The organism is Kitasatospora sp. NPDC127121, assembly GCF_042677305.1.
Lineage (GTDB): Bacteria > Actinomycetota > Actinomycetes > Streptomycetales > Streptomycetaceae > Kitasatospora.
The window spans coordinates 1-14788 of record NZ_JBHXTQ010000043.1; the positions used below are offsets into that span (position 1 = coordinate 1).

Consider the following 14788-nt stretch of genomic DNA (forward strand, 5'->3'; position numbering starts at 1 on the left):
AGTCCATGCGGAGTATCGGCGACCGACGACAACGCGGCGAGGTGCGTGCTCCGGCGTCGCGCGCCCGGCGTGATCCGAAAGAGAGCCCCTAGCCCGCAATGGCCGACCGGCCGCAACGCGTGCGGCCAGTCGGCCATCTGATCGTGCTTCAGATCCGGATCGGATCAGATGTCGCGGAAGGTCTCGATCTGCGCGCCGATGGAGTTGAGGCGCTCGGCGAGGTCCTCGTAGCCGCGGTTGATGACGTAGACGTTGCGCAGGACGGAGGTGCCCTGGGCGGCGAGCATCGCGAGGAGGATGACGACCGCGGGGCGCAGGGCCGGCGGGCACACCATCTCGGCGGCGCGCCAGCGGGTGGGGCCCTGGACCAGGACGCGGTGCGGGTCGAGGAGCTTGACGTCGGCGCCGAGGCGGGTCAGCTCGGTGAGGTAGATCGCACGGTTGTCGTAGACCCAGTCGTGGATCATCGTGGTGCCGTGGGCGGCCGCGGCGATGGCCGCGAAGAACGGCACGTTGTCGATGTTGATGCCGGGGAACGGCATCGGGTGGATGGTGTCGATCGGCGCGGTCAGCTTGGACGGGCGCACGGTGAGGTCGACCAGGCGGGTGTGGCCGTTGTGGGCCCGGTACTCGGGGGTCCGGTCGTAGTCGAGGCCCATCCCCTCCAGCACCGCGAGTTCGATCTCCAGGAACTCGATCGGCACCCGGCGGATCGTCAGCTCGGAGGAGGTGACGACGGCGGCGGCGAGCAGGCTCATCGCCTCCACCGGGTCCTCGGCCGGGGTGTAGTCGACGTCGCAGGTGATCTCCGGGACGCCGTGGACGGTGAGGGTGGTGGTGCCGACGCCCTCGATCCGCACGCCCAGCTTCTCCAGGAAGAAGCACAGGTCCTGGACCATGTAGTTGGGCGAGGCGTTGCGGATGACGCTGACGCCGTCGTGCCGGGCGGCGGCCAGCAGGGCGTTCTCGGTGACGGTGTCCCCGCGCTCGGTCAGCACGATCGGACGGTCCAGCGGGGTGCCCGGCTCGACCGAGGCGTGGTAGGCGCCGCCGGTGGTGGCGACCTCCAGCCCGAAGCGGCGCAGCGCGGTCAGGTGCGGCTCGACGGTGCGGGTGCCGAGGTCGCAGCCACCCGCGTACGGGATGGCGAAGCGGCTGGCGCGGTGCATCAGCGGGCCGAGGAACATCAGCACGCTGCGGGTGCGGCGGGCCGCCTCGACGTCCATCGCCGCGAGGTCGAGCTCGGCGGGCGGGGTGAGTTCGAGGTCGCGGCCGTCGTTGGTCCAGCGGCTCTTGACGCCGATGCTGGTGAGCACCTCGAGGATGCGGTAGACCTCTTCGATCCGGGCGACGCTGCGCAGCGTGGTGCGTCCGGTGGTCAGCAGCGAGGCGCAGAGGATCGCGACGCAGGCGTTCTTGCTGCTGCGGACGTCGATGGCGCCGGAGAGTCGGGTGCCGCCGGCGACCCTCAGGTGCATCGGGCCGGAGTAGCCGAGGGAGACGATCTCGCTGTCGAGGGCTTCGCCGATGCGCGCGATCATCTCAAGGCTGACGTTCTGCTTGCCCTGCTCGATGCGGTTGACCGCGCTCTGGCTGGTGCCGAGGGCCTCGCCGAGCTGTGCCTGGGACCAGCCGCGGTGCTGGCGGGCGGTACGGATGAGGGTGCCGATACGGGTGAGGTAGTCGCCTGTCACTCGCCAGACCATATCTCATGGTTGAGATGGCGACAGAACCAGGGGCGGGCGTGACACTCCTTTTGTCCGTTTCTCGCCCCGTATGAACGTCAGATCTTCACATCACCAGGCGGTATTGCCGCGATTCTGTGAGAGTGTCACGGCCCGAGCGGCTCCACCCGGCCGACGACAGTGCCCGCGCGGTCGATGCAGATGACGTCCACCGCCACCGGCGAGCCGACCAGCACGCCGAGCGCCGTCGCCCGCGCCGCCTCGGCGACCAGATCGCCCAGCGGCACCCCGGCCGCCCGGCACAACTGCACCGCCTCCAACCCGGTGTTGGCGGCGGCCACCGCCTCGGCCAGCGCCCCGTCGGCCCCGCCCCGCCGCGCCAGTTCGGCCAGGTACCCCTTGTCCACCTGGGAGCGCGCCGAATGCAGGTCGAGGTGGCCGGCGGCGAGCTTGGACAGCTTGGCGAAGCCGCCCGCGATCGTCAGCCGGGGCACCGGGTGGCGCTTGAGGTACTTGAGGACGGCGCCCGCGAAGTCGCCCATGTCGAGCAGTGCGTCCTCAGGCAGTCCGTGCACGGCGACGGCGACCTTCTCGGAGGTCGAACCGGTACAGCCGGCCACGTGGGTGCGGCCCGCCGCCCGGGCCACGTCCACGCCGCGGCGGATGGAGTCGATCCAGGCGGAGCAGGAGTAGGGGACGACGATGCCGGTGGTCCCGAGGATGGACAGGCCCCCGAGGATGCCCAGCCGTGGATTCCAGGTGGAACGGGCGATCTCCTCGCCGTGGTCCACGGAGATCTCGACCACCACGTCCCCGCTGCCGCCGTGCGCGGCGGCCACCTCCGCCACGGCGTCGCGGATCATCTGCCGGGGCACCGGGTTGATCGCGGGCTCGCCGACGGGCAGCGGCAGGCCCGCCTTGGTGACCGTCCCCACCCCCGGGCCGGCCCGGAAGACCACGCCGGCGCCGGGCTCGCCGGCCCGCACCGTCGAGCGGATCAGCGCGCCGTGGGTGACGTCGGGATCGTCGCCGGCGTCCTTGACCACGGCGGCCATGGCGCTCGCCGGCATGGGCGGGACGGCGGCTCGGCCCCCGGCGGCCCGCTCCCCGGTGGCCAGTTCGCCGGTGGCCAGTCCCCCGGCCCTGGGGGCAAGTTCCGCGGCGACGAGTTCCTCGGCGGCGAGGGCGAAGGCCGGCTGCTGGCCCTTGGGGAGGGTGATGGCCACCGGGTCCGGGAACTCACCGGTGAGCAGCGCGGTGTACGCGGCCTTGGTGGCGGCGGTGGCGCAGGCGCCCGTGGTCCAGCCGTGCCGCAGGCCGCTGCTCTTCAGCTGGCCGGCCCGGCCCCCGGCTTCGACTCCAGCCTTGGCCGCCGCTTCGGCCCCAGCTTCGGCCCCCGCCTCGGCTCCCGCTTCGGCTCCCGCTTTGGCCACCTGCGTCTCGCTTCCGGCTCCGTTGAGGTGCGGCCGCACCGGCCGTCGGTACCGATTTTCCCCCATTCGCCTGGCCGCGCCCCGACCGGGGGCGGTGGAGCGGGGCCCCGCGGGCCCGGTGTCCGAGTCGGGGAGCGGCCGCTGCCCCGCGTTCCCGAAGAGTTCTCCGCACGGGCCTCGCACCCCGCTCCTACCAGTGAGTAATCTGGCGGTCCGCCAGAGGGCGGGTTCATGACACGGGGTCCGGCGGCCGGGTTGTCCGGCCGGGCCATCAGCATGTGGGGGTTTTTGTGGCAGGGATGAGTCGGCGTACGTTCCTCACCGGTACGTCGGTGGCCGCCGCCTGGTCGGCCTTGTCGCTGGGCGGCGGGCAGTTCGCCTCGGCGGCGGAGCGCGAGCGCGCACTGACGGCCACCGCCGCGCGGGCGGTCAAGACGACGGGCACCACGCTCGACCAGGTGGCCACGCCCGTCGGCACCGGCGGGTACAAGCGGCTGACGGCCGGGCCGGGCTGGCCGCTGGTGGTGCGCGGCGACCTGGCGGCGCCGGGCACCGGGCGGGACGACCGACGGACCGGGCTGGCCAGCTTCGTCCAGTTCAGCGACCTGCACCTGGTGGACACCGAGTCCCCGGTGCGATTCGAGTACCTGGCCCGGTTCACCGGCAGCGCGTACCGGCCGCAGGAGGCCCTGAACGCCCGCGGCGTCTCGGCCCTCGTCGAGCGGGTCAACGCGCTCGACGGCGGCCCCTACACCGGGATGCCGTTCAGCATGGTGATGGCCACCGGCGACAACACCGACAACCACGAGCAGGCCGAACTCGACTGGTACCTCACCGTCATGGGCGGCGGCCGGCTCGCCCAGAACACCGGTGACCCGAACCGCTACGAAGGCGTGCAGAACTCGGGCAACGCCGCCTACTGGAACCCCGAACTCGCCTACAACGACGGCTACAAGGCGAAGGGCTTCCCGCAGATACCGGGCTTCCTCGACGCCGCCGGCCGGCCGTTCGACGCGCCGGGCCTGCGTACGCCCTGGTACACGACGGTCGGCAACCACGATGACAGCCTTGAGGGTTCGCTGCCGGACCTCGGGCTGCTGAACGACCTCTACACCGGCCAGTACAAGCTGGAGGGCTGCAACGACGCGGACGCGGCCCGGCTGATGGACTCGCTGCGCCGCGACCCGGCCGGCGCCGCGCTCCTGCTCGCGAAGCTGCTCGCGAGCGGCGACGCGGTGCGCCGGATCACCCCGGACGAGCGCCGACGGCCGTTCACGCTCAAGGAGTTCGCCAAGGCCCACCTGAACCCGGCGCACACCGGCGCCGGCCCGTACGGGCACGGTTTCACCTCGGACATGGTGGGCAGCGGCAAGCTCTACTACACCTTCCGCATCTCGGAGAAGGTGCTCGGCATCAGCCTGGACACCACCAACCAGGCCGGGTTCGCGGACGGTTCACTGGGCACCGCGCAACTGCGCTGGCTGGAGCAGCAGTTGAAGGCGCACAGCGGGCACTGGTACGACACCGACGGACGCAAGGTGACGGGCGGCAGCACGGACGAGGTGATCCTCCTGTTCAGCCACCACACGAGCACCACCATGGGCAACCTGCTGCCCGACCCGCGCAACATCTTCGAGAAGCGGCACGACGGCAACGAGCTGGTGGCGCTGCTCCAGCGCTACCCGAACGTGATCGCGTGGGTGAACGGCCACACCCACATGAACAAGGTCACGGCGCACGGCCACGCGGTGCCGGAGCGGGCGTTCTGGGAGATCAACACCGCCTCGCACATCGACTACCCGCAGCACGGGCGCATCATCGAGATCGCGGACAACGGGGACGGCACGCTCTCCCTGTTCACGACGCTGATCGAGTCCTCCGCACCGTACGGCACGGACTTCGGCAGCACCTCGGACGCCAACCTCGCCGCGCTGTACCGCGAGCTGTCGTACAACGACCCGAACGGCCGGCCGGCGGCGCTGCTGGGCGCGGGCGAGGACCACAACACGGAGCTGGTGATCGCCAAGCCAACCCGGTGACGGGGAGGCGGGGACGCCGGGCGGCGAACAAGTAACAGAAAACAGATGACAGCTAACAGATGATGAAATCTGTTAGCTGTCATCTGTCAGTCTTCGCCCGTTACTCCTCCGGGTACCGCCGCGGCGTCCAGACGACCTTCACGCCGCCGCCCCGCTCGACCGCCTGGGTCTGCGAGGAGCCGATCAGCAGGATCGTCCGCATGTCGACCAGCGCCGGATCCAGCTCGCCCAACCGGACGATCCGCACGCGCTCGGTCGGCCCGCCGACGTCACGCGCCATCACCACCGGCGTCTCGGGCGCGCGGTACTCCAGCAGCAGGTCCCGGGCGAGGGCGACCTGCGTGGTGCGCGACTTCGAGCCCGGGTTGTAGAGCGCGAGCACCAGGTCCGCCTCGGCCGCCGCGCGCAGCCTGCGGGCCACCACGTCCCAGGGCTTGAGCCGGTCCGACAGCGACACCACCGCGTAGTCGTGCCCGAGCGGGGCGCCGGCCCGGGAGGCGGCCGCGTGCGCCGCGGTCATCCCCGGGACGATCCGCACCGGGACGTCCCGGTAGGCCTCCTCGCAGGCGACCTCCAGGACGGCGGTGGCCATCGCGAAGACGCCCGGGTCACCCGAGGACACCACCGCGACCTTGTGCCCGCGGCGGGCCAGTTCGAGGGCGTACTCGGCGCGCTCCGACTCGACCTTGTTGTCCGAGCCGTGCCGCCGCTGCCCCGGCCGCTCGGGCACCCGGTCCAGGTAGGTGGTGTAGCCGACCAGGTCGGTCGCCTCGGCGAGGACGCCGCGCGCCTCGGGGGTGAGCCAGAGCGGCCCGGCCGGACCGGTGCCGATGACGGCCACCGCGCCCGCGCCGTCCGTCCGCCGCTCCACCGGCTCCAGCGGCGCGACCTTGCTCGGCAGCACCGCGACCGAGAAGTACGGGACGGTCTCGCCCTCGACCTCCGCGAGCGGCAGGATGCGCTCCCCGTCCATGAACGCGCGCTCGACGTACTGCGCGTCGTCGAGCCGGCCGGCCCGCTCCAGCGCCCGCCGGACGGCCGGGAAGGTGCGCCCCAGCTTCATGATCACGGCGGAGTCGGCGGCGGCGATCCGCGCCGTCAGCTCCTCCTCGGGCAGCGTGCCCGGGATGACGGTGAGCGTCTCCTCGGCCTCGGTCAGCGGCTGGCCGAGCCGGGCGGCCGCGGCGCTGACAGAGGTCACGCCCGGCACCACCTCGGTCGGGTAGCGGTGCGCGAGCCGCTTGTGCATGTGCTGGTACGAGCCGTAGAACAGCGGGTCGCCCTCGGCGAGGACCACGACGTCGCGGCCGGCGTCCAGGTGGGCGGCCAGCCGGGCGGCGGCCTCCTCGTAGAAGTCGTCCAACGCACCCCGGTAGCCGCCCGGGTGGTCGGTGGTCTCGACCGTGATCGGGTAGACCAGCTTCTCCTCGATCTGACCATCCGCCAGATAGCGTTCGGCGATCGAGCGCGCGATGGACCGGCCGTGCCGGGCGCTGTGGTAGGCCACCACGTCGGCCTTGCCGATGAGTTCGGCCGCCCGGACGGTCACCAGCGACGGGTCGCCGGGGCCGAGCCCGACCCCGTAGAGCCGGCCGACACCAGAGGTCTGACGATCCGTCACTCTTCTTCGCTCGCAATCGCGTTGACGGCGGCGGCGGCGATCGCGCTGCCACCGCGCCGGCCCCGCACCACCAGGTGCTCCAGGCCGGACGGGTGCTCGGCCAGGGCCTGCTTGGACTCGGCGGCGCCGATGAAGCCGACCGGGACGCCGATCACCGCGGCCGGGCGCGGCGCGCCGGCCTCGATCATCTCCAGCAGCCGGAACAGCGAGGTCGGCGCATTGCCGACGGCCACCACCGCGCCTTCCAGCCGGGGCAGCCACAGCTCCATGGCGGCGGCGCTGCGGGTGTTGCCCATCTTCCGGGCGAGCTCCGGCACGGACGGGTCGGTGAGGGTGCACACGACCTCGTTGTCGGCGGGCAGCCGCTTGCGGGTGACGCCGCTCGCCACCATGTTCACGTCGCACAGGATCGGCGCCCCGGCCCGCAGCGCCGCGCGCGCGGAGGCGACCACGCCCGGCGAGTACACCAGGTCCTCGACCAGGTCGACCATCCCGCAGGCATGGATCATCCGCACCGCGACCTGGGAGACGTCCGCCGGGAGGGCGGCCAGGTCGGCCTCCGCACGGATGGTGGCAAAGGACTGGCGGTAGATGGACGCGCCGTCCTTCTCGTACTCGATCACTTCGTGGTCCTCCTGGCCTCGGCGACCGCCTCGGCCATCTCCTCGTTCGTCACGTCCACGGCCGCCCCGGCGGCCGCCGGACCGTTCACCGTCACCCGGTAGCCCTGCCCGGTGGCGAGCACGTCCACCCACCGCCCGGCCGGATGACCGCAGCGTCGTTCACACCCCGACCAGTGCACCGGGAGACCGGCGGTCGGAAGGCCGGCCATCGGAAGGCCCGCGGCCGGAAAGCCGGTAACCGGAAAGCCGGTAGCCGGAAGGCCGCCGACCGGCGGGCTCCCGGTGGCGGCCGCCGCATCGAGCGCCCGCGCCGCGTCGGCCCGGACGTCGGCCCGCGACTTGGCGCACCCCGGCAGTCCGGTGCAGGCGGTGGCCCGCTCCCAGGGCGAGCCGGGCACGGTCCGGAACCCGGCCGCCGCCAGCGCGGGCAGCCGGTCGGCCGGCGCCCCCGGCAGCACCGCGCCGCGCCAGGGCGTCAGCCGGATCTCCCCGGCGCAGGCGCCCGCGAGTTCCCGCCACTGCGCGGCGCCGGCCCGGCCGAAGCGCATGCCCACCGACAGGCCGCCCGCCACCTCGGGGAACGAGCCGGCCGTGCGGACCACGCCGACCGCGGGCGCGGCCCCGGCGAGGGCGGGCACCGGCACGGGCCCGGCCGGCAGCAGTTCGGGGACCTCGCGCAGGTGCCAGGCCTTGCGCCCGCTCTCGCGCAGCACGTCCAGGAAGGTCCGGGCCGCGTCGAGCACGGCCGTCACCTCCTGCCCCGCCGGCACCGGCCGCCCGTGGGAGGCCCGTCCGAGGCGCAGCAGCGCCGACCCGTCCGGGCCTGCGATCAATGTCACATCGGCGTCGAACGCGGCGACGTCGCCCCGCCCGTCGTCCAGCGCGAACAGGAACTTGCCGGAGAGCCCGGCCGCCCAGTCGCTCGCGCACAGCCGCGCGTCCAGCTCCCGCACCCAGGCCTGCACGTCGGCGGAGCCGTGTCCGTCGAGCCCGGCGAGCGGGGAGGCCACGATGTTGCGGACCCGTTCGTGCGTGTCCGAGGGCAGTAGGCCGACGGCGCGCAGCCGTTCGGCGAGTTCGGCCCCGCAGTGCGAAGCCAGGCCGCGGAGTTGGACGTTGCCGCGGGAGGTGGTCTCCAGTTCGCCGTCGCCGAGCGCCTCGGCGGCGTCGGCCAGCGCCAGTGCCTGACGGACCGTCAGCAGACCGCCGGGCAGCCGGACCCGGGCCAGGGCGCCGTCGTCGGCCGGATGTAGACGAAGGGCCCCTGGGCAGGCGTCCGCGCGCCCCCGGTCGGGCACCGCGGCGCCCGGCGCGGTGGCGTCGGGTGTCGGTGGCATGGCCGCGAGCATACAGATGATCCGATCGGTTGCCTTTGTCCGTCGCCTCACACCCCGGGCGCTCCGGGCGGCCTCCCCGGGATCGCCCTCCCCCAGGTCAGCCGCACCCCGTACGATGCTGGCGGACGGTCCCCGCGGACCGTCCGCACGCCAGCGACGGCGCAGGGGAGGAAACCGGTGCAAGCCCGGTGCGGTCCCGCCACTGTGACCGCGGTTCACCGGGAGACCGGACGGCCGCGGGAGCCAGGAACTCCTGCCGTCCTCCACCGGCCCGGGGCGCGGACCCCGAGGAAGGCTCGAAGAGCAATGCGCTGCCGCATGCCCGCGCCCGGGTCCCCGGGCACCTCACGCCCGCCCGACTCCGGGCGCTTCGCCGACGCCTCGGCGCTCCTTCGGTCGCCGGTCACGCGCCGTCGCTCGCTTTCGTCCGCCGCATGCCACGCGCCTTCGTCCGTCGCATGCCACGCGCTTTCGTCCGTCGCTCGTCACTCGTCACTTTCCACGCCGGCGCGCCCTTCGGCTCGGGGCGGCTCCGAGGCCGGGAGGGCCTTCGCATGATCCTGCTGCTGTCGACGTCCGACACCGACCTGCTCAGTGCCCGCGCCGCCGAGGGCCCGGTCCGCTACCGGCTCGGCAACCCGGCCCGGCTCACCCCCGAGGACCTGCCCGCGCTGCTGGAGGGCACCGACCTCGTCGTGGTCCGCCTGCTCGGTGGTCGCCGCGCCTGGCAGGAGGGCCTGGACACGCTGTTGGCCGGCCCCCGCCCGGTGATCGTGCTGACCGGTGAACAGGCCCCCGACGCCCAGCTGATGGAGCTGTCCACCGTCCCGGCCGGCATCGCCGCAGAGGCGCACGCCTACCTCGCGCACGGCGGCGCCGCCAACCTCGCCGAGCTGGCCGCCTTCCTCTCCGACACCGTGCTGCTGACCGGCCACGGCTTCGCCCCGCCCGCCTCCGCCCCGGCCTGGGGGCCGCTGGAGCGCGAAGCCCGTACGCAGGACGGCCCGACGGTCGCGGTGCTCTACTACCGCGCCCACCACATGAGCGGCAACACCGCCTTCGTCGAGACGCTCTGCCAGGCGATCGAGGACCAGGGTGCGCAGGCCAGGGCCTACTACTGCGCCTCGCTGCGCGGCGCCGAGCCCGAGCTGCTGGCCGCGCTCGGCGAGGCCGACACGCTCGTCACCACCGTGCTCGCCGCCGGCGGCACCCGCCCGGCCGACGCGCAGGCCGGCGGCGACGAGGAGGCCTGGGACGCGGGCGCGCTCGCCGCCCTGGACCGGCCGATCCTCCAGGCGCTCTGCCTCACCTGGTCGCGCGCCCAGTGGGAGGCCAGCGACGACGGCCTGTCCCCGCTGGACACCGCCACCCAGATCGCGGTGCCGGAGTTCGACGGCCGGCTGATCAGCGTCCCGTTCTCCTTCAAGGAGCTGGACGAGGACGGCCTCACCGTCTACGCCGCCGACCCGGAGCGCGCCGCCCGGGTGGCCGGCACCGCCGTCAAGCACGCCCGGCTGCGGCACATCCCGGCCGCCGAGCGCCGCCTGGCGCTCGTGCTGTCCGCCTACCCGACCAAGCACGCCCGGGTCGGCAACGCCGTCGGCCTGGACACCCCGGCCAGCGCGATCCGCCTGCTGAACCGGCTGCGCGCGGAGGGCATGGACCTGGGTTCGGACCTCCCCGGGCTGGACGGAACGAACGACGGCTCCTCCGATGCGTCCCAGGACTCCTCCCTCGACGCCTCCCACGAGGGCGACGCCCTGATCCACGCCCTGATCGCGGCCGGCGGCTACGACCAGGACTGGCTCACCGAGGACCAGCTGGCCCGCAACCCGGTGCGCATCCCCGCCGCCGGCTACCGCCGCTGGTACGCCACGCTCCCCCAGGGGCTGCGCGAGCACGTCGAGGAGCACTGGGGCCCGGCCCCCGGCGAGCTGTACGTCGACCGCTCGCAGAACCCGGACGGCGACATCGTGCTGGCCGCGATCCGCTCCGGGAACCTGCTCGTCCTGATCCAGCCGCCGCGCGGCTTCGGCGAGAACCCCGTCGCCATCTACCACGACCCCGACCTGCCGCCGAGCCACCACTACCTGGCCGCCTACCGCTGGATCGAGGCCGCGCAGGCCGACGGCGGCTTCGGCGCGCACGCCGTCATCCACCTCGGCAAGCACGGCAACCTGGAGTGGCTGCCCGGCAAGACCGCCGCGCTGTCCGCCGAGTGCGGCCCCGACGCCGTCCTGGGCGACCTGCCGCTGATCTACCCGTTCCTGGTCAACGACCCGGGCGAGGGCACCCAGGCCAAGCGCCGCGCCCACGCCACCCTGGTCGACCACCTCGTCCCGCCGATGGCCCGCGCCGACTCCTACGGCGACATCGCCCGCCTGGAGCAGCTGCTGGACGAGCACTCCAACATCGCCGCGATGGACCCGGCCAAGCTGCCCGCGATCCGCGCGCAGATCTGGACCCTCATCCAGGCCGCCAAGCTGGACCACGACCTCGGTCTGGACGAGCGTCCCGAGGACGACGGCTTCGACGACTTCCTGCTGCACGTCGACGGCTGGCTGTGCGAGATCAAGGACGCCCAGATCCGCGACGGCCTGCACGTCCTCGGACAGGCGCCGGCCGGCACCGACCGGGTCAACATCGTGCTCGCCATCCTGCGCGCCCGCCAGATCTGGGGCGGCGTCAGCGCGCTGCCGGGCCTGCGCGAGGCGCTCGGGCTGGACGAGGCCGCGCTCACCCTCGGGGCCACCGACGCCGCCGAGGCCCAGGCCCGCGCCCTGGTCGAGGCCATGGAGGCGCAGGACTGGGCGGTCGAGGCGGTGGGGAAGGTCGCCGCCGGGCTGCCGGAGGCCGTCCACGAGGTGCTGACCTTCGCCGCCACCCAGGTGGTGCCGCGGCTGGCCGCCACCACCGACGAGCTGGACGCCGTGCTGCACGCGCTGCGCGGCGGCTTCGTCCCGGCCGGGCCGTCCGGCTCGCCGCTGCGCGGCCTGGTCAACGTGCTGCCGACCGGCCGCAACTTCTACTCCGTCGACCCGAAGGCCGTCCCGAGCAAGCTCGCCTGGGAGACCGGCCAGGCGCTCGCCGCCTCGCTGGTCGAGCGGTACACCGCCGACAACGACGGCGCCTACCCGCCCTCGGTCGGGCTGTCGCTGTGGGGCACCAGCGCGATGCGCACCGCCGGCGACGACATCGCCGAGGCCTTCGCCCTGCTCGGCGTCCGCCCGGTCTGGGACGACGCCTCGCGCCGGGTCACCGGCCTGGAGCCGATCGCCCTCGCCGAGCTGGGCCGCCCGCGCATCGACGTGACGCTGCGCATCTCCGGCTTCTTCCGCGACGCCTTCCCGCACGTGGTCGCCCTGCTGGACGACGCGGTGCGCCTGGCCGCCGCCCAGGAGGAGCCCGCGGAGCAGAACTTCGTGCGCGCCCACGTCCAGGCCGACCTCGCGGTGCACGGCGACGAGCGCAAGGCCACCGTCCGCGTCTTCGGCTCCCGCCCGGGCACCTACGGCGCGGGCCTGCTCCAGCTGATCGACAGCCGGGACTGGCGCACCGACGCCGACCTGGCCGAGGTGTACACGGTCTGGGGCGGCTACGCCTACGGGCGCGGACTGGACGGGCGGCCGGCCCGCGAGGAGATGGAGACCGCGTACAAGCGGATCACCGTCGCCGCGAAGAACACCGACACCCGCGAGCACGACATCGCCGACTCGGACGACTACTTCCAGTACCACGGCGGCATGGTGGCCACCGTCCGGGCGCTCACCGGCAAGGCGCCGACCGCCTACATCGGCGACTCGACCCGCCCGGAGACGGTCCGCACCCGGACGCTGACCGAGGAGGCCGCCCGCGTCTTCCGCGCCCGGGTGGTCAACCCGCGCTGGATCGAGGCGATGCGCCGGCACGGGTACAAGGGCGCGTTCGAGATGGCCGCGACGGTGGACTACCTGTTCGGCTACGACGCCACGACGGGCGTGGTCGCGGACTGGATGTACGAGAAGCTCACCCAGGAGTACGTGCTCGACCCGGTCAACCGGGAGTTCCTGACCGGCGCCAACCCGTGGGCGCTGCACGGGATCAGCGAGCGGCTGCTGGAGGCGGCCAGCCGCGGGCTCTGGGAGCAGCCCGACCCGGAGCTGATCGCGCAGTTGCAGGCCGCGTTCCTGGAGACCGAGGGGGACCTGGAGGGCGACGAGGGCTGAGCCACGGGGGTGGCCACCAGTGTTCCCGTAGTCCATTCGGGTGACAGGAACACTGGTGGCGCAGTCCGTCCGAGCGGACAATACGGGGCATGCCCCGCCGCCTCGCCCTCACCAGCCCCGCCCGGCGCACGCCGCACCGGGAGCACTCCGAGCACCGCGAGCACCCTGAGTACTCCCCGCATCCCGGGCACCCCCGGCGCCCTGAACCTCCCGGGCACTCCGAACACGGCGGGCAGTCCGGACACGGCGGCCACCCGCAGGCGCGCCCGCACCGCTACCGCGCGCGGTTCGGCGCCCTGGCGGCCGGGGCGGTACCGGTGCTCGCCTTCCCGGCGCCGGGGCAGGCCTGGCTGGCGTGGGTCGCGCTCGTCCCCGGGATGCTGCTGATGCAGCGCGCGCCCGGCGGGCGGGAGGCGGCGGTGCGCGGGTGGTGGTTCGGGGCGGGCTTCATCCTGACCGCGATGTACTGGCTGGTCCCGTCCATCGGGCCGGGGCTACCGGTGCTCGCCGTGCTGTTCGGGGCGCTCCAGGGCGGCTTCGGGTACGCCGTCCACCGGCTGCTGCACCCGCCGCTGACCGACCGTCGGGCGCTGCTCGCGCTGCTCGTCGTCCCGGCGGTCTGGGTGGCCACCGAGTACGCGCGCTCCTGGGACGCCCTCGGCGGGCCGTGGGCACTGCTCGGCGCCACCCAGTGGCAGCACCCGACGATCCTCGGGCTCGCCTCGACCGGCGGGATCTGGCTGGTCAGCGCGGCCGTCGCGGCCGCCAACACCGGGGTGCTGATCGTCCTGACCGCCGCGCACCGGCGGCCGCGCGCCCTCGCGGCGCTGACCACCGTCCTGGTCCTGGCCGCCGGACCGCTGCTGTTCGCCCTGCGCGACGCCCCCGCCCCGGCCGGGGCGGTCACCGTCGCGCTGGTCCAGCCCGGCATCGTGGACGACCCGCAGGCCCGGTTCGAGGCCAGCGCCCAGGCCACCGCCGCGCTCGGCGGGCAGCCGGTGGACCTGGTCGTCTGGGGCGAGAGCAGCACCACCGCCGACCTCGACCGCGACCCGGCCGCGCTCGACCGGCTGCGCCAACTCTCCACCGCCACCGGGGCGCAGATCATCGCCGGGGAGGACGCCCGCAAGGCGGACGGGCGGATCTCCAAGGACGCGGTACTGGTCTCCCCCGCGGGCGTGCTGGACCGCTACCGCAAGATCCGGCTGGTGCCCTTCGGCGAGTACATCCCGCTGCGGCCGGTGCTCGGCTGGATCGCCGGCGTCAGCCGGGCGGCCGGCGAGAACCGGGCGCCCGGCACCGCCTTCCACGTCCTGCCGGCCACCGACCGGGCGGGCGGACCGCTGCCGGTCGGCGCGCTGATCTGCTTCGAGTCGGCCTTCCCCGACCTGGCCCGCACCGCCGCGCGGGACGGCGCCCGGGTGCTGGTCTACCAGTCCTCCACCTCGACCTTCCAGCACACCTGGGCACCCGAGCAGCACGTCTCGCTGGCGGCGATCCGGGCCGCCGAGACCGGCCGGCCGGCCGTGCAGGCCTCGCTGACCGGGGTGTCGGCGGCCTTCGACGCGCAGGGCCGCGAGCTCGCCCGGCTCGGTACCGACGGCACCGGCGCACTGACCGTCCGGCTGCCGCTCACCGAGCCCGGGGCGCTGACCTGGTACGACCGGATCGGCGACGTGGTGCCGATCGGCGCGCTGCTCGTCACGGCGGGCGCGACGGCGGCGGCGTGGCGTTCCAGCCGCAGTCGGCGCCCGGTGTGAGGGCGGAGACTGCGCCCGACGGGAGGACGGCGGGTCCTCGGCAGGGGCGTCGACAGGGGCGCGGGCAGGGGCGTGGCCTCCGGGG

At 74.0% G+C, this 14788-nt stretch carries 8 protein-coding genes and 1 riboswitch; of the genes, 3 read left to right on the forward strand and 5 right to left on the reverse strand.

All coding sequences use genetic code 11. The features are described 5' to 3' along the window. Positions 1–164: 164 nt before the first annotated feature. Together ACFVHI_RS21510 and ACFVHI_RS21515 are read right to left on the reverse strand one after the other, a co-directional pair. Positions 165–1694 carry a UDP-N-acetylglucosamine 1-carboxyvinyltransferase gene (locus ACFVHI_RS21510; protein WP_380341716.1) on the reverse strand — a complete coding sequence of 510 codons (1530 nt, stop codon included), beginning with the start codon at positions 1692–1694 and terminating at the stop codon, positions 165–167. Between the two features lie 137 nt (positions 1695–1831). Continuing rightward, positions 1832–3016 (reverse strand): cobalt-precorrin-5B (C(1))-methyltransferase, encoded by a 1185-nt coding sequence (locus ACFVHI_RS21515; RefSeq protein WP_380341800.1) that lies wholly within the window; start codon positions 3014–3016, stop codon positions 1832–1834. 401 nt (positions 3017–3417) lie between these two features. Here ACFVHI_RS21515 and ACFVHI_RS21520 point away from each other — a divergent pair, with 401 nt between their 5' ends. Next, the gene (locus ACFVHI_RS21520) at positions 3418–5157 is read left to right on the forward strand and encodes a TIGR03767 family metallophosphoesterase (protein WP_079136030.1); all 1740 of its coding nucleotides are present in this window, start codon (positions 3418–3420) and stop codon (positions 5155–5157) included. Between the two features lie 100 nt (positions 5158–5257). Here the strand turns inward: ACFVHI_RS21520 and ACFVHI_RS21525 are convergent, their stop codons facing one another. The 3 genes from ACFVHI_RS21525 to ACFVHI_RS21535 are packed head-to-tail and all read right to left on the reverse strand — an operon-like array spanning position 5258 to position 8738. Next, positions 5258–6778 (reverse strand): precorrin-2 C(20)-methyltransferase, encoded by a 1521-nt coding sequence (locus ACFVHI_RS21525; RefSeq protein ID WP_380341719.1) that lies wholly within the window; start codon positions 6776–6778, stop codon positions 5258–5260. Further along, entirely contained in the window at positions 6775–7401 is a 627-nt protein-coding gene (locus ACFVHI_RS21530; protein ID WP_063350072.1) for a precorrin-8X methylmutase, read from the reverse strand. Before ACFVHI_RS21530 ends, ACFVHI_RS21525 begins: the two co-directional genes overlap by 4 nt. After that, entirely contained in the window at positions 7398–8738 is a 1341-nt protein-coding gene (locus ACFVHI_RS21535; RefSeq protein WP_380341721.1) for a hypothetical protein, read from the reverse strand. The genes ACFVHI_RS21530 and ACFVHI_RS21535 overlap by 4 nt, the downstream gene beginning before the upstream one ends. Positions 8739–8905: 167 nt before the next feature. After that, positions 8906–8991: riboswitch (cobalamin riboswitch) on the forward strand. 301 nt (positions 8992–9292) lie between these two features. Here ACFVHI_RS21535 and cobN point away from each other — a divergent pair. Next, a complete protein-coding gene (gene cobN, locus ACFVHI_RS21540) occupies positions 9293–12943 on the forward strand; it encodes a cobaltochelatase subunit CobN (RefSeq protein WP_380341724.1) in 3651 nt (1216 codons plus the stop codon). An 89-nt stretch (positions 12944–13032) separates the two neighbouring features. Next, the gene (gene lnt / locus ACFVHI_RS21545; RefSeq protein ID WP_380341727.1) at positions 13033–14703 is read left to right on the forward strand and encodes an apolipoprotein N-acyltransferase; all 1671 of its coding nucleotides are present in this window, start codon (positions 13033–13035) and stop codon (positions 14701–14703) included. Positions 14704–14788 lie beyond the last annotated feature (85 nt).